At 63.1% G+C, this 18327-nt stretch carries 14 protein-coding genes; 5 read left to right on the top strand and 9 right to left on the bottom strand.

The window, feature by feature from the left end:
* The first annotated feature begins 96 nt into the window (after positions 1 to 96).
* Positions 97 to 1389 (top strand): spinster family MFS transporter, encoded by a 1293-nt coding sequence (locus EKO19_RS28735; RefSeq protein WP_129780824.1) that lies wholly within the window; start codon positions 97 to 99, stop codon positions 1387 to 1389.
* Here the strand turns inward: EKO19_RS28735 and EKO19_RS28730 are convergent.
* Entirely contained in the window at positions 1377 to 2003 is a 627-nt protein-coding gene (locus tag EKO19_RS28730; protein WP_129780823.1) for an HAD-IA family hydrolase, read from the bottom strand. The genes EKO19_RS28735 and EKO19_RS28730 overlap by 13 nt on opposite strands.
* A gap of 93 nt (positions 2004 to 2096) precedes the next feature.
* Here EKO19_RS28730 and EKO19_RS28725 point away from each other — a divergent pair, with 93 nt between their 5' ends.
* Positions 2097 to 3047, top strand: a complete 951-nt coding sequence (locus EKO19_RS28725) for a LysR family transcriptional regulator (protein ID WP_129780822.1) — start codon at positions 2097 to 2099, stop codon at positions 3045 to 3047.
* A 101-nt stretch (positions 3048 to 3148) separates the two neighbouring features.
* Complete coding sequence (locus EKO19_RS28720; RefSeq protein WP_129780821.1) at positions 3149 to 5503, top strand: TonB-dependent receptor; 2355 nt, start codon at positions 3149 to 3151, stop codon at positions 5501 to 5503.
* A 48-nt stretch (positions 5504 to 5551) separates the two neighbouring features.
* Here the strand turns inward: EKO19_RS28720 and EKO19_RS28715 are convergent, their stop codons facing one another.
* Positions 5552 to 6361: a sugar phosphate isomerase/epimerase family protein gene (locus tag EKO19_RS28715; protein WP_129780820.1), complete on the bottom strand. Its 810-nt coding sequence runs from the start codon at positions 6359 to 6361 to the stop codon at positions 5552 to 5554.
* 222 nt (positions 6362 to 6583) lie between these two features.
* Here EKO19_RS28715 and EKO19_RS28710 point away from each other — a divergent pair, with 222 nt between their 5' ends.
* Together EKO19_RS28710 and EKO19_RS28705 are read left to right on the top strand one after the other, a co-directional pair.
* Complete coding sequence (locus EKO19_RS28710) at positions 6584 to 8350, top strand: GMC family oxidoreductase (protein WP_217705671.1); 1767 nt, start codon at positions 6584 to 6586, stop codon at positions 8348 to 8350.
* 6 nt (positions 8351 to 8356) lie between these two features.
* Positions 8357 to 8971 carry a gluconate 2-dehydrogenase subunit 3 family protein gene (locus tag EKO19_RS28705; protein ID WP_129780818.1) on the top strand — a complete coding sequence of 205 codons (615 nt, stop codon included), beginning with the start codon at positions 8357 to 8359 and terminating at the stop codon, positions 8969 to 8971.
* Here EKO19_RS28705 and EKO19_RS28700 read toward each other — a convergent pair.
* From EKO19_RS28700 to EKO19_RS28670, 7 genes are read right to left on the bottom strand one after another with little or no spacing between them, the layout of a single operon-like run.
* Positions 8949 to 10187, bottom strand: a complete 1239-nt coding sequence (locus tag EKO19_RS28700) for a metal-dependent hydrolase family protein (RefSeq protein WP_129780817.1) — start codon at positions 10185 to 10187, stop codon at positions 8949 to 8951. The two genes, EKO19_RS28705 and EKO19_RS28700, sit on opposite strands and share 23 nt — an antisense overlap.
* 15 nt (positions 10188 to 10202) lie before the next feature.
* Positions 10203 to 11672: an aldehyde dehydrogenase family protein gene (locus tag EKO19_RS28695; RefSeq protein ID WP_129780816.1), complete on the bottom strand. Its 1470-nt coding sequence runs from the start codon at positions 11670 to 11672 to the stop codon at positions 10203 to 10205.
* Positions 11669 to 13330: a DUF885 domain-containing protein gene (locus EKO19_RS28690; protein ID WP_129780815.1), complete on the bottom strand. Its 1662-nt coding sequence runs from the start codon at positions 13328 to 13330 to the stop codon at positions 11669 to 11671. The genes EKO19_RS28695 and EKO19_RS28690 overlap by 4 nt, the downstream gene beginning before the upstream one ends.
* Positions 13327 to 14937 carry a GMC family oxidoreductase gene (locus EKO19_RS28685; protein WP_129780814.1) on the bottom strand — a complete coding sequence of 537 codons (1611 nt, stop codon included), beginning with the start codon at positions 14935 to 14937 and terminating at the stop codon, positions 13327 to 13329. The genes EKO19_RS28690 and EKO19_RS28685 overlap by 4 nt, the downstream gene beginning before the upstream one ends.
* Before the next feature lie 11 nt (positions 14938 to 14948).
* Entirely contained in the window at positions 14949 to 15305 is a 357-nt protein-coding gene (locus tag EKO19_RS28680; protein ID WP_129780813.1) for a nuclear transport factor 2 family protein, read from the bottom strand.
* Positions 15293 to 16516, bottom strand: a complete 1224-nt coding sequence (locus EKO19_RS28675; RefSeq protein ID WP_129780812.1) for an MFS transporter — start codon at positions 16514 to 16516, stop codon at positions 15293 to 15295. The genes EKO19_RS28680 and EKO19_RS28675 overlap by 13 nt, the downstream gene beginning before the upstream one ends.
* Positions 16513 to 18327 carry a M24 family metallopeptidase gene (locus EKO19_RS28670; RefSeq protein ID WP_129780811.1) on the bottom strand — a complete coding sequence of 605 codons (1815 nt, stop codon included), beginning with the start codon at positions 18325 to 18327 and terminating at the stop codon, positions 16513 to 16515. The genes EKO19_RS28675 and EKO19_RS28670 overlap by 4 nt, the downstream gene beginning before the upstream one ends.

Below are 18327 nucleotides of genomic sequence, written 5' to 3'. Positions count from 1 at the left end.
GCGTTCTCCTCAGAGGGGTGTCCTCAAGTATTTGCATTTTACATGTAACCTGCAAACACACTACAGTGCCGCATCGCTCTCCCGTGACGGACGCCGATGCCAACCACTGCCACAGCAGCATCCCGCTGGTACGTACTCATCGTGCTCGCGATAGGCAATGCCGTCGCGGGGGCCGACCGCGCGGTGCTGGCGGCCGTCCTGCCACTACTGAAGGATGAGTTCGGCTTTTCGGACACACAGCTGGGATTGCTCACCGGCTATGGCTCCGCCCTGTCGTATGCGCTGCTGGCAGCAGTGATCGCGCGGGTCGCTGACCGGCACGGCAAATCCCGCGTGATCGCCTTTTGTCTGCTGCTCTGGAGCGCGTCGGTCGCGCTGATCGGCGCGTGCACCAAATTCTGGACGTTCGCCGTGGCACGTTTCGCGGCGGGCATCGGCCCCGCCGGCGTCTGGCCGGTTGGCCAGGCACTGATCAGCGATCATTTCCCGCCGGAACGCCGCTCAGGCGCGCTGGCGATTCACACGGCCGGAGACTATGCCGGCGGCGCTCTGCCGCTGATCGCAGGCGGTTGGATCGCCACACATTACGGCTGGCGTGCCGCCTTCTACGCGGTCGCCATCCCCGGCATCGTTCTAGCCGCGGTTCAATGGTTCACGATCCGCGACCGTGACGCGCCGCTGCCGGTAACGGCGATGGAACCCGCGCTTCCCGCCGATGTTTCCTGGCGAGCCGGCCTGCGTACGCTGCTGGAATCGCGATCCTTCGTGCACATCGTGCTGGGATTCGCCTGGGCTTCCTTTGCCGTCTACGGGCTGAGCCAGTGGATGCCGACGTTCTATCACCGGCAATTCGGCCTGGCGCCGGACGCGGCAGCGAGCATTTTCGGCGGCGGCTACGGGCTGGGCGCGCTGCTGGGACTGCTGCTCGGGGGTGCGTTTGGCAACTGGCTGGCGGCGAAGGATCCGGCGCGGCTCGTCGGCTTCTGCATGGTGACCTTCCTGCTGACGTTTCCGGCGATCTCGCTGGTGCTGTTCGCTCCCAATGTCACCGTGGCCTTCGCCGCGCATGTCGCGGCCATCATGTTCGGCTCGATGCCCAGCGGTCCGCTGTATGCGCTGGTGCAGAACTCGGTGCCACCCCATCTGCGCGCCTTTGCATCGTCCGTGTTTCTGGTCACGCTGACCCTGTTCGGCGCGGGTGGCGGACCTCTGCTCATCGGCATCTTCAGCGACACGCTCGCCCCGTCGCTGGGCGAGCAGTCACTGACCTACTCGATGTTTCTAGTGAAGTTGCTCGGCGTGATGCTGTTTCTGCATCTGTCCCTGGCAATCAAGCACGTGCGCGCCGACATGGCTGCCGCCGCGATAGCGCGCAATCAGGCATCGTGACTCAGCAGTTCACTCAACGCCGAGAAGTCACGGCTTTCGGCAACCGGGCGCGGCAGATCAGCCGGACACGGCAGTCCCACATGGTTGTGCCAGAACACCGGCATGCCCACGCGAGTCGCGCCGAGCAGATCGAACGGCGAGCCCGCAACGAACAGCGTCCGCTGTGGCAATGTGCCGAGCTCTTCGAGCATCAATCGATAAGGCCGCTCGTGAGGTTTGTAGAAACCCGCGCGTTCGGCCGACACGATCGCACTGAAGACGCCGGCTCGCGCGGCGGCCCGCTGTGCGAGTCGTTCCGAACAGTTGGTCACGATTGCCAATCGGTAATGCGCGCTCATCGCACGCAGACCCTCAGTGACACCCGGCCACGCAGTGAGCTCGTCCCAGCGTGCGACCAACTCGTCGGCGAGCGCCACGGGCAGACCCACTTGCGCGGCGGACTCAGCAACCAGTGCTTCGTAAGGACGATAAGCACCGGCTCCATACGTGGATTGCAGATAGGCCGCTCGCCATGACATCGCTTTGTCCCGACTGCCGGCAACGGATTCCCACAACGTCCATGAATCGAGCAGCGCTGTCAGCAGATCGAAAGCGACCGCGTCGTACTTCTTCAATTCGTATCCCCTTGAGACATTCCGCGCATCATCGGGCGGGGGCCGCACGGCGACAATCAGTTCGTGGCACCTACACAGTTAAGGCGGCCGTTAATGATCAGCGCTGAGGAGCTGCGTTTCTTTTCGGTCATCGCCACCTCGCCATCGCTGGCGGCGGCGGCCCGCCAGCTCGACGTCACGCCGCCCGCCGTCACCCAAAGGCTGCGGCAGCTCGAGCTCAAGCTGCAAGTTCGTATCGTCGACCGCTCCACCCGGCACCTGCGCCTGACCGACGAAGGCGAGTTGCTGGCGGCGAAGGGCTTCCAGATCCTCGCCGACCTGGAAGCGCTGGCCGAGACGTTGAATGCGCGTCGCGGCACCGTCGCGGGCAATCTGCGGGTGGTCGCCCCGTTCGGCTTTGGACGTCGTTTCGTCGCACCGGTCGTGGCTGCCTTCAGCAGCCGGCATCCAGCAGTGAATCTGAGTCTGATGCTGTCCGAGAATCCCGCCGGCATCAGCGAAGATCGCTGGGACATATTGATTCACGTCGGCGAGCTGCGCGACTCATCGCTGATCGTCCATCGGCTGGCACCGAACGACCGCGTGCTTTGCGCCGCCCCCACCTATCTCGAACGCCATCGCGAACCGCTCACGCCGGAGGAGCTCGAATCGCACGAGGCGATCGTCCTGCGCGAGAACGACGAGGATGTCACTCTCTGGAAGTTCTCCAACGCGCGCCGCGCCACGACGTCAGTGCGAGTTCATCCCCGGATGACCAGCAACGATGGCGACGTCGCGCGCGAATGGGCGATCGCGGGGCACGGCATCATCATGCGTTCCGAATGGGATGTGGCCGACGATCTGCAATCCGACAAGCTGGTACGGCTGCTCAGTGGTTATCGCCTGCCCGCAGCCGACATCGTTGCACTGACGACGGCGCGCACCGGCCGCGCCGCGCGCACGAGCACATTCCTTGCCGATCTGCGCGCTGCGCTCGATCCGGTGCCGTGGCGAATATCACTCAAATCAAAGCGCGGCACGCCACGCTCGCCGCGCGCACGTTAAGCATGACCTTAATTCACAACGTCGCAGCCATTAATTCCCCCGTGAGAGCTTCGGCAGGATGATCGGTCGAACTGGCCATTCATCGGGAATAGAGAACATTCATGAACAAGCTTCCCCTGCGGATGTTGATCGCATCCACCTGTATCCTCGCGAGCACGGCTTCACAAAACGTTCTGGCCGCGGCAGCGGACGGGCCGGCGCTCGAAGAGATCGTCGTTACCGCCAACCGCAAGCAGGAATCATTGAGCAAGGTATCGGCGAGCGTTGCCGCGTTCACGCCGGAAGTCATCGACGCGAAAGGCATCAAGTCGGTCGAGGACGTGGCTCGCTTCACACCGGGTGTGACCTTCGGCCAGAGCGGCGACGGCCTCACCAAACGCATCGCCATTCGAGGCATTGCCTCCACGGTCGGCGCCGCAACCACGGGCATCTACATCGATGACACGCCCATCCAGGTTCGCGGCGGCACCGGCGTCGTGACCGAAAACGTCTACCCTGCCATCTTCGACCAGGAGCGCATCGAAATCCTGCGCGGTCCGCAAGGAACGCTCTATGGCGCTGGCGCCGCCGGCGGTGCCGTTCGTTTCCTCACCGCGCAGCCGAGCCTTACTGACTTCTCCGGTTACTCACGCGCCGAACTTGCATTCACCGACGGCGGAGACCCGACCTATGAGGCAGGCGTTGCCGCGGGCGGCCCCCTGTCACGAGACAAAGTCGGGTTTCGCGCCAGCGCCTTCTTCCGCAACGACGGCGGCTTCATCGACTCCGTCGACTACACGAGCGGCGCGACTCTGCGCGACAACAAGGACTCACAGCAGACCACCGTACTGCGCGGCGCGCTGACCTTTGCGATCGGCGATGCACTCACCATCACTCCATCGGTGCTCTACCAGAACAAGGAAGCGGACGGGACCGGCTACTTCTGGACTGCGCTGTCCGATCCAGACGCAGGAAAGTTTCGCAGTGCCTGGCCCGAACAGGAACCCTCCACCGATGAATTCTGGCTACCCGCACTGAAAGTGAGCTGGAATCTGTCGAGCGTCGAGTTGATTTCCAACACGTCGTACTTCGATCGCTCGCTGGAGCGTTCGTCCGACTACTCCACGCTGTTGTGGGCGCTGCTGGTCGGCAACCCCAATCGCCCGGTATCCAACATTCCCGGATACCGCGCGCTGTCGAACGCCGACGTTGAACAGGATACGTTCACCCAGGAGATTCGCCTGCAATCCACCAATGCCGACAGCCGGCTGCAATGGGTGGCGGGCCTGTTCTACGAGAAGGCACGTCTCTACACCAATCAATACGTCGAAGACCCGTACCTGCCGCAACTGTCCCTGCAGGAATACGGCCTGACGATTCAGCAGGCGTTCGGCCAGGGGCTGGCCGACGGCATCTACAGCTTCGTCGTCGATCAACACGCGACGGACCAACAGCTTGCCGCGTTCGGCCAGGTGGACTATGCGCTGACCGAAACACTCAAAGTAACGGCGGGCGTGCGCGTCGCCAGCACCGAGTTCGACTATGCACGCACCGGCAACGGTCCGCTGAACTGCCTGAACTGCTCATCCGGTGGTCATCAGGAAGAAACGCCGGTGACGCCGAAAGTCGGCTTCACTTATGAGCCTGACGACCGCAATCTCTACTACGTCTCGGCGGCCAAGGGCTACCGCGTCGGCGGCATCAACAACCCGTCGACCACGACGACGCCGACCTGTGCCGCCAACCTTGCGCTGCTCGGGCTGAGTCGCGTGCCTTCGACTTACGATTCCGACAGCCTGTGGAGTTATGAGATCGGCGCGAAGAACCGTCTGGCCGACGGCAGGCTGCAATTGCACTCGAGCCTCTATTTCATCGACTGGTCGGACATTCAACAAGCGGTGACGCTGGGTGGCTGCGGTTCTTCCTTCAAGGCGAATCTGGGAGACGCGACCAGCAAAGGCCTGGACATCGCCGCGGAGTTCCGGCCGATCGACAACCTGACGCTCACGCTGGCCGCGGGCTACACCGATGCCAAATATGCCGAAACCGTTTACGCCGGCCTGAATACGGCGACCAATCCGCCGACGCGCCGAATCCTGGTGTCCGATGGAAATTCTTTGGGGGTGGCACCGTGGAACGCCACCGTCTCCGCCGCATACGACTTCGTCATTGCTCAGCGTGACGCATACTGGCGCGTCGACTATGCCTACACCGCCCGCGACGACGAAGACACGCCTTACCGTGACTCGATCACAGTCAATTACGACAAGGACGCGCGACCGGATCCGGCCATTCGCCTGCTGAACGCGCGCACCGGGATGCGTATCGGCGGCTGGGACGTGTCGTTGTTCGGAGAGAATCTGCTGAACGAAGCGCCACTGCTCGGCCGCTATCACGATATCAAGGGCATGCCACAGTTCTTTGCCTCGACGCTGCGGCCGCGAACGATTGGCTTCACCGGCATCTTCCGCTTCTAAAGAAGAGATTGCGACCCGCGCCGCTCGACGGCGCGGGTCGCTGCCGAGTTACTGACCCAGCACCCGGCGGCAATAGTCGAGGCACTTGCCGACCTCCACTTCCGCATCGTTCGCGCTCTTGTACTCGTACTCGATGTTGCCTGGGAAGTCGTACCCACGTGCCTTCATCAGCAGCAACACCTCTCGCAGCGGAGTATCGCCTTCACCGAACGGCACGGCCGGCCCGTCGTGGTTGCGACGATCCTTCAGATGCAGATGGGTGATTCGCTCGTGATGCTCGCGGATGAACTCGACGGGATCATGGCCGTCCGCCGAGAAATGACCGATGTCGAGGTTGACACGGATGCGCGGAGAAATTGCCAGCGCGCGCGCAATCGACTCCGGCCCGGTGATTTCATTCGCGTCGTTGAGACCGGCGTGATTGTGAACCGCCACGATCATGCCGTATTTGTCCGCGAAAGACGCGACTCGAGGTAGCACGCTGAGTGTCGAAGACGATGCGATCAGCGATGCATCGAGCGCACGCGCCATCTGAAAGCCGCGATCGATCTCCGCGTCGCTCCAGTCGTCGCGGAAGCTCAGGTTGTAGGCATTCAAGCGAATGCCCGCCCGACGCCACTGCGCGGCGACATCCGCGAAGTGCTGAAGAGAAACCTCGAGCCGCCAGCGTCGCAATTCCTCGCGTACCGTCGCACGTTGCGCCGGTGATGCGGGATCCATTCCCAGCAGCACCCGCTGGGCCGCCACGCCACCGAACTCGATATGAGGCGAATACAGCTCCCCCTCCTCGATACCGAGGCGGGACATCGCTTGTAACGCCTGTTGCAGCGGCCGGTCGCGAAAGCTATACGATTGCATACCGAGCCGCACGCGAGGAGCGGCTGCGGCGGATGCATCGAATGCGCCGCTACATGTAACTGCACCCAGGCCAAGCACGAACGACCGTCTGGAAATTGGCAAGATCACGACTCCTCCGGCGAAAAGCCGAGGTTCACCGCCAGCTGCACGGGAAACAATCAGCACGCGCCGCTTTCAGTATTAAGACCCGCCTTAACCGGATCGTGGCTCGCCTGGTCCACAATGCCCGAAATCATCGCCCTGGTCATCGATCCGGGCCCTCAGTTCTGGATCATTGAGATGTCCAACACTCGCGACGAGGTCTATGACGCCATCATCGTCGGCTCCGGCGCTGGCGGTTCAATGGCGGCTTACGTTCTCACTCACGCCGGTCTGCGCGTGCTGTTGCTCGAGAGCGGCCGCGCCTACGATCCCCGCAGTGAAACTCCGATGTTTCGCACCAATGCGGACGCGCCGCTGCGCGGTGCCGGCACCACCGACAAACCTTTCGGCTATTTCGATGCCACGGTCGACGGCGGCTGGAGCGTACCCGATGAGCCCTACACCGTGGCAGAAGGATCGACCTTCAAATGGTGGCGGGCGCGCATGTTGGGCGGGCGTACCAACCACTGGAGTTGTGCCAGCCTGCGCTTCGGACCTTACGACTTCGAAGAATTCACGCGCATCGGGGTCGGGGTCGACTGGCCGATCGGCTACGAGGAGCTCGCGACCTATTACGACCGCGTGGAGCAGCTCATCGGCGTCTTCGGTGCCGCCGAAGGCATCGAGAACAGCCCCGATTCGCCGCCAGGCATTCTGCTGCCGCCGCCCGAACCCCGGGCCGGCGAAGTGTTCGCACAGCGAATCTTCGACCAGCGCTTCGGCGTCCGGGTCGTGCCGATTCATACAGCGGTTCTGACGCGCCCCCTGCCGGATCGCGCCGCCTGTATCAATGCCACGCCGTGCATGTGGGGCTGCTCCATCGGCGCGAAATTTCAGACGCCGACTTCATTGCTGCCGACGGCCCTGAAAACCACGCGATTGCAGATCCGCACAGGCGCTGTTGCTTGCGAAGTCACGCTGAATTCACAGGGCCGGGCCAGCGGCATCGTGTACATCGACAGGAAAACCGGCGCGCACATCCGCGTTAGAGGCCGCAGCGTGGTGCTCGCCGCGAGCGCTTGCGAAACGGCGCGGCTGTTACTCAACTCGAAGAGCGCAATGTTCCCGCAGGGCCTCGCCAACAGCTCCGGCCAGGTCGGACGCAATCTCACCGATACCGCGGCAACGTCGATTTATGCGCACGTCCCGGCGCTGGCGGAGCTGCCCGTCGTCAACGAAGACGCCACGTCACTGAATCATGTGTATGCACCGTGGTGGGGTTTTCGCGACCAGGCGCAGGGACGCCTCGGCTTTGCGACCGGGTATCACACGTCGATCTCGACAGGACGCCGGATGCCCTGGATCGAGGACGCGTTCGTGAACAAACCCGGCGAGCCGCCCGTGTATGGCGCAGCGCTGCGGGAACGCGTGCGTTATTCCTATGGAGCCGCGATCAGCCTCGCCTCCAGAGGCGGCATGATTCCGAACGACGATTGTTATTGCGACCTGGACCCGACCGTCAAAGATCGCTGGGGTCTGCCGGTACTGCGCTTTCACTGGCGCTGGGGGCCGCACGAACGCGCCCAGAGTCAGCACGCCAACAAATTTTTCCGGGAGGTGATCGACGCGATGGGCGGAACCGTTCTCTCCGGTGCCGAGCCCGGCGAGGCGCGCATCACCAGCGGCGGTGAAATGATCCACGAGGTCGGCACCACGCGGATGGGCGCGAAGCCCGGCACGTCCGTGCTGAACCAGCACTCGCACGCCTGGGACGTGAGGAATCTGTATGTCGCGGATGGCGGCTCCTTCGCGAGTCATCCCGACAAGAACCCGACCTTGACCATTCTGGCACTCGCCTGGCGCGCCAGCGAGCATCTCGCGAACAGCCTGATCAAACGGGAGCTCTGAACGCTCATGACTTCCATCACACGTCGCGAGGCGCTGCAATTCGCAGCAGCGATCACACTCGCAGCCATGCGACCGCAGCTGGCAATGGGCATGCCGGCGCAGAGCAATGGCTATGGCACCGACCCGACGCTGCTGACTCCAGTTGCAACCTGGTCGCGCATCCTGACCGAGGCACAGCGCGCGCTGTTTACAGCACTCTGCGATATCGTTCTGCCGGCGGCGGGCGCGCACCCTTCGGCCTCGCAGGTCGGCGTCGTCGATTTTCTCGATGAGTGGGTCAGTGCACCGTACCCAGCCATGCAGCGGGACTGCCAACTCCTGATGTCAGGCGCGGCAGAGCTCGACCGGCGAATGCAGGAGCGTTACGCAACACCCTTTGCCAACGCATCGGCAGTCCAGCAGCGCGAGATCTTCGAGTCACTGTTCGGCGCAGACCTGCCGTTACGCAACTTTCCCGCTCGCGTCGTCAATCTGATCTCCGGCGGGTACTACACGACGACAGCCGGCTACGCAGACATGGGCTACGTCGGCAATCGCGCGATGGCAGTCTTTCCGGCGCCAACGGCCAACGTGATACAGCAGATCGACGCAGCGATCGCTAATCTCGCGAAACGCTGGTAGACACCCGCCGACCGGCCTTCCAGATCGAGTGAATGGCCACGGAATCTTCATACAGCAAACTCAAGTCAGCGAGCGGATTGCCGTCGATCACGAGCATATCGGCATAGGCACCGGCAGCGATGGTGCCGAGCTGCCCTGTCATGCCGACGATCTCGGCATTGACCGCCGTGGCTGAGTTCAGCACTTCGAACGGTGTCTCCACTTGTGCACGCAGGCGGAACTCATCGCGCTGATGCTTGTGCATGGGCCCGAGCAGATCGGTGCCAAAGCCGAGTTTCACGCCGGCTTCCCGGCAGGTCCGCACGGCTTCGATCCCTTGGCCATAGACGTCGTTCAGTTTATCGAGCAGATGTTTCGGAGCACCGTCCTCCAGACCGCTGCGGCGAAACGCTTCGTAGGTGGCCAACGTCGGCACTACATACGCGCCCGCCTTGACAACGAGCGCCGCGGTCGCACGGTCGATGAGATTGCCATGCTCGATGGTCCGCACGCCCAAGCGAACCGCGCGGGTAATCGTCTCCGGGGTGTAGGCATGCGCGGCGACATAAGCACGACGGCGGGCTGCCTCGTCCACCACGGCGACAATTTCGTCCTCGGCGAATTGCATCATCCAGATGGGATCGCTGGGGGACGCAATGCCGCCGGAGACAAATATCTTCAGATGATGAGCGCCTTTGCGAAGTGCTTCTCGCGCGGCCCGGCGTATGGCGTCGACACCATCGACGCGCTCCGCCAGCAAGCCGTGACCGGCGCAACCGCAGACCGACTCATCCTCGTGAGGAGCTCGAATATCGCCGTGCCCGCCGCTCTGACTGAAGGCCCGTCCGCAGTAGAACAACCTGGGTCCTTCGAACACACCCTCCTGAAGTGCGCGCCACATTCCGTAGTCGGCGCCACCCACATCACGGATCGTGGTGAAGCCACGACGCAAGGCATCCTCCATGATGACTCGTCCGGTCTGCGCGACGTAGGTGGGAGGCAGCTTCTCCAGTGCGACGAGATCGGCCCGGGAGGCGTATGCATGGAAGTGCGCGTCGATCAATCCTGGCATGACCGTCCGACCTTCGAGATCGATTGCTATATCTGCGGCCGCTGTATCCGCCTCGGCCCCAACAGCGAGGATCCGATCGTCGCCGATGAGCAAAGCGCCGGGCTCACTCAGCCCGTCGCGAAGACCGTCGAAAATGCGTGCGTTCCGCAGCAGCGTCCGAGTCATTGCGCAATCTCCGCGTTAGAAATTCAACCAGACGGTCTGACGCCGCAAATAACTCTTGATGCCTTCGACGCCCCCCTCCATGCCCATGCCCGACTCACCCACGGGCTCCGATGAAAAGCCGTGGCCGGGCCCCTCGCCCGCGGGAAGCGCCGCGTTCAGCAGTACCGACGAGCGAATACCCTCCGATAATTTCATTCCTGTGGAGATGTCGCTGGTCCATGCATACGCCAGCAGTCCAAACGCGGTGCTGTTCGCGAGCCTGATCGCCTCGTCCAGGTCACGGAACGTCAGTACCGACAGCACCGGGCCGAACACTTCTTCCTGACAGATCGGCTCATCGACCGACTTCGCGATCACGACCGTCGGAGCGAAGAAACATCCGCCCTCCTCCGGCAAGGACGGTCCACCGCCAATCACCCGGGCACCGGCGCGCCGGGCGCCATCGATATAACTCGCCACTCGATCGCGCTGCCGTGCCGACGCGAGCGGACCGAACGTGGTGCTGGCGATCAGCGGATCGCCCGGCACCAGGCGCTCGAATCCGCGAACGACTTTATCCACCAGCTCATCGACGATCGACTCGGCGACGATCAGCCGCGAGCCGACACTGCACCACTGCCCCTGGTTGGTCGTGATCGTCGCGGCAACCATCGCCGCGACGGCGTCGAGATCGACAGCATCGTCCATGACCACGTGCGGCGACTTGCCGCCGCACTCCGCCAGCACGGGTTTCATATTCGACTGCGCCGCGTAGCCCAGCACCAACTTGCCGACTTCGCTCGAGCCGGTGAAGCTCACCATGTTCACGGCGTGATGCAGGCTGAGCGCTTTGCCCACGATCTCGCCTTTGCCGAGCACGATATTGAGCGCGCCGGCGGGAAGCCCCGCCTCGACCGCCAGTCGCGCCAGTTCGAGAGCGGAACGCGGCGACAGCTCGGAAGGCTTGACCACGACCGTGTTGCCAGCCGCAAGCGCTGGAGCCATCTTCAACACCGCGTTGAACGTGGGGAAATTCCAAGGTGTGATCGCCGCAACCACACCGCGTGGCGCCCAGCGTTGCATGACCAGACTGCGCTGCGCGCTTGGCAGCGTTTGTCCGAATATCTTGTCGATGGACTCGGCATTGAAACGCAGCAGCGACGCCGCGGAGCGCGCGTTGAACGCCGCCACGCTCACGGGCTTGCCCATATCCTCGGCGTCCAGCTGATCGAGCGCGGCGGCCTGCGCTTCGATCGAGTCGGCCCAGCGGAATAGAATCTTCTTACGCAGCGATGGCGCGAGCCCTTCCCAACGTTTGTCCTGAAACGCCTCGGCGGCATCGCTCACCGCCGCACTGACGTCCCCCTCATCGCCGGCGGGCATGGCGCAGATCGCCTTGCCGGTGAAAGGGGTGGTAACCGCCAGCGTGGCGCTACCCAGTGATGGACGATCTCGTCCAGCGATGAAATTGTTGAGTGACACCATCGACATCTGTTGCTTGCTCAATTCAGGGGGCGCTCGAGAGTGGTCCGGATCAGCCGGTCGGTCGCGCCACGGAGTGTTTCCAGGGGCACCGAGCCCACCGATAGAATTGCATCGTGAAAATCGCGCACGTCGAATTTCGCGCCCAGTGCGCGTTCGGCTTTGCGCCGACAATCACGGATGCAAGCCTCGCCGAGGTAGTACGACAATGCCTGCGCCGGCCAGGAAATATATCGATCGACTTCCGACTCGACTTCGTGTCGTGACAAGGTGGTGTTGTCGGAAACGAAGGCCATCGCCCGTTCCCGGCTCCAGCCGAGCCAGTGAATGCCGGTGTCCACGACCAGGCGCGCGGCGCGCCAGATCTGATAGTCGAGCATGCCGAAACGTTCGTGGGGCGTTTCGTAGATCCCCATCTCCAGACCGAGCTCTTCACAGTACAGCGCCCAGCCTTCGGCGTAAGCAGGCAGATAGGTCTGCCGCCGGAACGCCGCCAGAGATTCATCCTCTAGCGCGGCGGCGATCTGGAACGCATGGCCGGGCGCGGACTCGTGCAGTGTGAGCGCCGGCAGACTGTATAGAGGCCGCGTGTCGAGCCGATGAGTGTTGAGCAGATAAATGCCCACGCCACCGCGGCCTGCGGTGAAATACGGAGCGATCTCGGCAGGAACCGGCTTGATTGCGAACCTCGCGCGGGGCAGCTTGCGGAAGTACAGATGCGCGACGGCGTCGAACTTTTTCGCGATCCACGCGGCGCGCATCAGCAGCTCCTCTTCCGACTTCGCATAGAACTGCGAATCGGTCCGCAGCTGCGCGACGAACTCAGCCAGGCTGCCGGCATGCCCGGCTTCGCGCATGGTGTCTTCCATCGACGATCGCAGCCGGGCCACTTCTTCCAGTCCAAACCGGTGAATCTGCTCCGGCGCGATGTCGTCCGTCACGTGCTCGCGAATCTTCGACAGATAGTATTCGCGGCCGTTTGGTAGATCCGCCGCCGCAATGCTCGTGCGACACCTCGGCGTGTATTCTTCTTTGAAAAAGCGAAGGAGCGCGGCATGCGCCGGGATGACGCACTCGTTGATCGCGCGAATCGCTTCATCACGGAACGCCGCCGCCGAGGGATCGCGAAAAGGCTTGAAGTAAACGCTAGCCTCCGCGGGCGATTCGACGACCGCCACAATCGATCTCTCGCGCCCTGCGAGGGTGACCCGCGGCGGTGTGAAGCCACGACGCAGTCCCGCTCGCATCAGCGCAATCATCTCGTCGAAATAGCGCGGCAGGTCGCGCATCTGAAGTATCCATCGCGCGAGATCCTCCGCGCGGCGAATGGGACGCCTGGCGATAGCCGCCACGTCCGTCCAGAACGCGCTATCGGAGTTCACCGGCATCTCAAAATCGCGTCCTTTGTGACGCTCGATGAGGCACGCGATCTGATTGCGATAAACCCGATAGTCGATCTGGCCGCGCTCGCTCAACGCCGTCGGATCGATGCGGTCGAGCTCGAGCGCAACGCGCGTCCAATGATCCAGTCGAGCCTGGTACGCGGCCGGACTGGCATCCGGCAAGCGGTCATAGAGCGGCCGATCCGGATCGATGGCGACATCGAAGCCGCCGAGATCGGCGAACTGATCCAGACGCCACGCCCACTCGGTTTCATGAATAGTCCGGAACCGCTCGTTCATGCCGCCACCGACGCGCTGCGCGTCCCGGCAAGTGCCCAGGCCAGCTTCATGCCGATCATCATGCAGGCAGCATTGGTATTGCCGCTGATCAGCTCCGGAAAGATGGAGGCGTCGGCGAGCCACACATTGGTTGCGCCATTCAACTTCAGGTCGGGCGAGACCACGGCCTGCGCATCGCTTCCCATGCGACAGGTTCCAGCGATGTGATAAGCGATCTCGGTATTGCGACGGACGTGGTCGCGAAGATGCGCCTCCGTCTGGATCTGCGGTCCCGGCGTAACTTCCTGCTTCACGAGCTCGCGCATGGCGGGCGCTTGCACGATCCGCCGCGCGATCTTGATGGCGTTGACCAGCGCGGTGATATCCCCTTCCCCGCCGCCCAGCAGATCAGGAAACAAACGCGGCGCCGCGTTTGGATCGTTCGACGTCAACTGCAGCCGCCCGCGACCTTTGGGATAGCTGAGGTTTGCGTAGATCGTGAACGACGGCACCTTGAGCACCGACTCGGCGTGCGTCACCGCGTCCTGAACGCCGATCGGCAGAAAGTGATATTGCAGATCGGGATGGGTCAGTCCCTCATCGCTCTTCACGAAACCCGCCGCCTCGAAAGCGCCGGCGAGCAGGCCCTCGCGATGCAGGACGAACTCCGCCAGCTCACGCAGCGATTGACCGAAACCCAGCGGATTGCGCGATCCGATCGACGTCTCGAAGACCAGGCGGACCAACGGATGTTCCATCAGATTCCTGCCAACCTGCGGCGAGTGGATCATCGCGGGAATGTCGAGCGCTTTGAGCTCGTCGGAGTCGCCGACTCCCGAGAGCAGCAGCAACTTCGGCGTGCCTACCGCACCGGCGCTCAGGATGATGCGATCGGCGCTGACGCCGATGTCCTCGCCCGCTCTCTTGCACAGTGCATGCGTTGCCGTGCCACGCTCATCGAAGACCAGGCGCTGGACTTCGCATTCCGACCAGAGAGTGAAATTCTGACGGCCGCGGATCTCTGCAATGAACGCGTCCGCAGAACTGCACCTCATGCCGCGACGTTGCGACAGCTGCGCGAGCCCGAAGCCGGTTTGATCGCCATCGTTGTAGTCGTCATTGATCGGATAGCCCGCCCCAGCGCTCGCCTCGAGAAATGCGCGCGTCAATGGATGGGGACGAGTCACCGTCCGCACGCCGAGCGGACCCGCGTGTCCTCGGCCCGTGCCGGGACGATCGCTCGATTCCAGGGCAGCGAAGATCGGCGCCACGTCGCGCCAGCTCCAGCCGGGGTTTTGCAAGCCCGCCCAGCGGTCGTAGTCGGATGGTGCGCCTCGCACGAACATCATGCCGTTGACACTACTGCTGCCGCCGAGAATGCGCCCTCGCGCCCAGCTCTCACGACGGCCTTCACGACTGCCATCCGGCTCGGAGACATAGCCCCAATCGAAGCGGCTCACCGCCTCACGCACGAATCCAGGCACGCGCGTGTGGAGAGTACGCGTGTCTTTGCCCGCTTCGATGAGCAGAACTTTTCGGGAGGTGCGCGTCGCAAGACCGTAAGCGGCGGCGCATCCGGCCGAGCCGCCACCGATGATCACGTCGTCGAAGTGGATGCGTTTAGCCATACGCTGCAGTGTCAGCCCTTCGGACTCGACGAGTGTGCGTGAAAGAATTGGAGCCGCGAGCCGCGCGCGACGCAGACGATGGAGAACTTCGAGGACAGCTCTTCACCGGTCGCGGCGCGAATGGTCGTCGTCCCCTCGGCAAGCCAATAGGCATCGGATAGCGCGTGACACCTGGCGACGTCGAAGCGGATTTCGGAATAGCCCGCTTGCGCAAGCTCACCGATCCACCGCAGATAGTCCTCGCGATTCACGAACGTGCCATCCACCACCGCACTGAATTCGTCGGCATAGTGACCGGGCATGCGATCGAGCCGATGCTCGTTCATGTCGAGCGCGAACTCCGACAAATAATCGCTCACGCGCTGCATTTGCTCGCGACCTCCTGAGATTCATGCGCGGCCGAGCGCGTGTGACGATTGTGAGCTGTCATCGCGAACACCACCGCGAGCGCGGGAACCTGGCAGAGCAGGCTCATCCACAGCAGGTTCGTGAGCTCACCGTCGCGCTGCGCACCGAGCCCGATCACTGCGCCTCCAAAGGTCGGCCCGACAGCAAAGGCCACCATCGCGATCGTGAAAAAGTAGCCGTTGGCGCGCCCCGACCGGTCGAGCTCGGAAAGAAAGCCCATGAACAGCGGATAAAACACACCCCAACAGAACATGAAGCCGACACACGCCAGCATGAAGGTGCCGGGATCTTCACTACGACTCAACAACAGCGCCAGTGCCGCGATGGCCCCGAGAATGGCGGCAGCGACACCCACCGACTTCGCGATGTGCTTACTGAACAGCATGACGACGCCCGCGCCGACGACTGCAGCGAGGTGCGCAACCGCCGCGGCACCTGAGGCCTTCTGATACGTCAGCCCTGCCAGCTTGCCGAACTCAGCCGCATAGGGCCAGAAGCTGCCGACGCTCAGATAGAAGAACGCGGCGGCCGTCAAACTGACTGCAATCAGCACGCGGCGCTTGCCGGTCTCACCCACAGCGCCCACCTGCTGCACACCCTCCGCCGGTTGCAGAGGCATCCAGCTCATCAACGCCATGGGCAGCGCGACCAGCGCGGCCATGGCAAGAAACAATGGCGCCGGCCCCAGCAAACCTTGCAGCCACGGAATCAGAAACATGAGCCCCATGCCGGCGATGGCGACGGTGACGGCGACCAGCGCGCTCACTCTCTCGGCGCCGAGAAACGTGGCGATGGCTGCCGCGCACACTGCCTGTGCCGCGCCGTGCCCGATGCCGGCGATGATACGAGTCGCCGCAATCTCATAGACGGAGTGCGCTAGTGCGGACAGCGAGTTACCCATCACTATGAGCAGCGCCGCGACGATCAGGGTGCGTCGCCGCCCGACCCGATCGAGCACGCTGACCACGAGCGCAATCGTAAGTGCCGTCGCTGCGGCTTCGATGCCGACGATGAAACCGGCACTGGACCGTGTGATATCGAGAAACGACACATAGGTGCTGATGATCAGCGGCTTCAACGTGACGTTGGCGTGTCCGGCAATGGACAACATCATCACTGCAAGCGAACTCAGCAACCAGCGGCTCGAACTCGTCGAATCGACGGAAGTCATTGCATGACTCCGCGTTCACGCAGTGCGCTGAAAGCCTCGGCAATGCCACGCAGCCATGCAAGCACTGGCGGTTCGATACGTTCCCGATAGGAGGCCACCAGCTCTTCGTGATAATCCGCGAGCCAGGCGATTTCGCCCCGGTCGAGCAACGTTGCGTCGATCAAGCGCGGATCGATGGGCAGCTTCGAGAGCGTCTCGAATTTCAGGAAGCCTGGGTGACTCGACGGCACGGTCAGCAGATGACTTTCCACACGCACGCCGAAATCCCCGGGCACATAGCAACCCGGTTCGTTGGACACGATCATCCCGGCGGCCATCGGCGCCACCAGCGGATGATCGATTTCTTTGCGAATGTACGGCCCTTCATGGATGTTCATGAAGTTGCCGACGCCGTGGCCGGTACCGTGACCGTAATCCTTGCCCTGGCTCCACAGGAACTGTCGCGCGAAGGTGTCGAGCTGCGTGGAATGAATGCCATCCGGGAACTGCGCGCGCGCCATCGCGATCCAGCCTTTCACCACGAGGGTGTGAGCTTCCACGTGCCGCGCTTCGGGCACCCCGACAGCGAAGCAGATGGTGTTGTCGGTCGAGCACCCGGCGTACTGACCGCCGGTGTCCATCCAGAAAACCGGATGGTCGTTGATCACGCGATTTGACGCAGGCGTGGCCACATAGTGAGGCAGCGCCGCGCTGGGCCCACTCGCCGAGTGATTGTTCATCGACAGGCCCAGATAATCCGCACTCCGCTCACGCAGCGCCGTGACCTTTTCGTCCGCCTCCATTTCAGTCACGGTCCGTTCTTTAACGGCCTGCAATAGCCACGCGAGAAAACGAACAACCGCGGCCCCATCGATCAAATGCCCCTCGCGCGCCACTGCGATCTCATTCGGATGTTTGACCCATCGAGCGTGCGTGAGCGCGATGTCATGGAGCAACCGGCCGACCCGCCTGACGATCTGCGCGTGCCAATGAGACATCTTGCGAACGTTCGCAGCCACTACTCGTTGAGCAGCCGCCTGACGTAACGAATCCTCGAACGCTTGCGGTGCGCGCAGCTGAATCAGATCCCCCATGAGTGCCGCCAACGATGGCTCGAGCCGCGTGTCATCGACAAACCAAAGCACCGCACCTTCGCGCGGCACGAGCACGCGCGAGCGCGGAATCGGAACGATATGCCGCCGTTGCGGCAACGCCTCGACGCTGTCGCGAGTGCGAACGTTGAGAAGCCAGGCTACGTCCTCCGGATCGCAAACCACCAGGAGATCCTGATTGCGCTCTGTCATGCGCGCGCGTACCTGGGCGATCTTCGCTTCGCGCGCGAGACCAGCGAATCTCACGGGATAGTCGAAGATCGAGGCGCGGCTCGCCGCTGGACGCGATGTCGTCCAGAGATCGTCGATCAGATTGTGCGGATCGAGCTGCACGTCGAAGCCCGCGCGAGTCGCGTCATCGATCAGACGCTGCAGCTCGGGCTCGCTGTGAAGTCGGGGATCGACGGTAAGCGTCGCCCCCGCCGGTAGTGCACGCCGCAGCCAGCCCAGTCTCGCCGCGTCAGTGGCCGGACATACCTCGACCACCTTCGCATCCACCTGCTGAAGCGCCTGCTCGGTGTAACGCCCGTCCACGAACAATCCGGCGCCGTTACGCGCAACGATCACCGAGCCTGTGGAACCGGTGAACCCGGTCGCCCACGCCAGCCGTCGATCGTGCGGCTGGCTGTACTCGCTCAGGAACTCATCCGATGAAGGCACCAGCACCGCATCGTAATGGGATGCCGCGAGCCTCGCCTGCAGTTGCGCCAGGTTCGTCAT

Source organism: Peristeroidobacter soli (genome assembly GCF_004138485.1).
Taxonomy (GTDB): domain Bacteria; phylum Pseudomonadota; class Gammaproteobacteria; order Steroidobacterales; family Steroidobacteraceae; genus Steroidobacter; species Steroidobacter soli.
The sequence above is the reverse complement of the archived record's forward strand: the minus strand, read 5'-3'. Positions and strand labels throughout refer to the sequence as shown.

Coding starts and splice junctions, on each gene's coding strand:
- EKO19_RS28735 (WP_129780824.1), top strand. CDS start 97: ATGCCAACCACTGCCACAGCAGCATCCCGCTGGTACGTACTCATCGTG.
- EKO19_RS28725 (WP_129780822.1), top strand. CDS start 2,097: ATGATCAGCGCTGAGGAGCTGCGTTTCTTTTCGGTCATCGCCACCTCG.
- EKO19_RS28720 (WP_129780821.1), top strand. CDS start 3,149: ATGAACAAGCTTCCCCTGCGGATGTTGATCGCATCCACCTGTATCCTC.
- EKO19_RS28715 (WP_129780820.1), bottom strand. CDS start 6,361: ATGCAATCGTATAGCTTTCGCGACCGGCCGCTGCAACAGGCGTTACAA.
- EKO19_RS28710 (WP_217705671.1), top strand. CDS start 6,584: ATGCCCGAAATCATCGCCCTGGTCATCGATCCGGGCCCTCAGTTCTGG.
- EKO19_RS28705 (WP_129780818.1), top strand. CDS start 8,357: ATGACTTCCATCACACGTCGCGAGGCGCTGCAATTCGCAGCAGCGATC.
- EKO19_RS28700 (WP_129780817.1), bottom strand. CDS start 10,187: ATGACTCGGACGCTGCTGCGGAACGCACGCATTTTCGACGGTCTTCGC.
- EKO19_RS28690 (WP_129780815.1), bottom strand. CDS start 13,330: ATGAACGAGCGGTTCCGGACTATTCATGAAACCGAGTGGGCGTGGCGT.
- EKO19_RS28685 (WP_129780814.1), bottom strand. CDS start 14,937: ATGGCTAAACGCATCCACTTCGACGACGTGATCATCGGTGGCGGCTCG.
- EKO19_RS28680 (WP_129780813.1), bottom strand. CDS start 15,305: ATGCAGCGCGTGAGCGATTATTTGTCGGAGTTCGCGCTCGACATGAAC.
- EKO19_RS28675 (WP_129780812.1), bottom strand. CDS start 16,516: ATGACTTCCGTCGATTCGACGAGTTCGAGCCGCTGGTTGCTGAGTTCG.
- EKO19_RS28670 (WP_129780811.1), bottom strand. CDS start 18,327: ATGACGAACCTGGCGCAACTGCAGGCGAGGCTCGCGGCATCCCATTAC.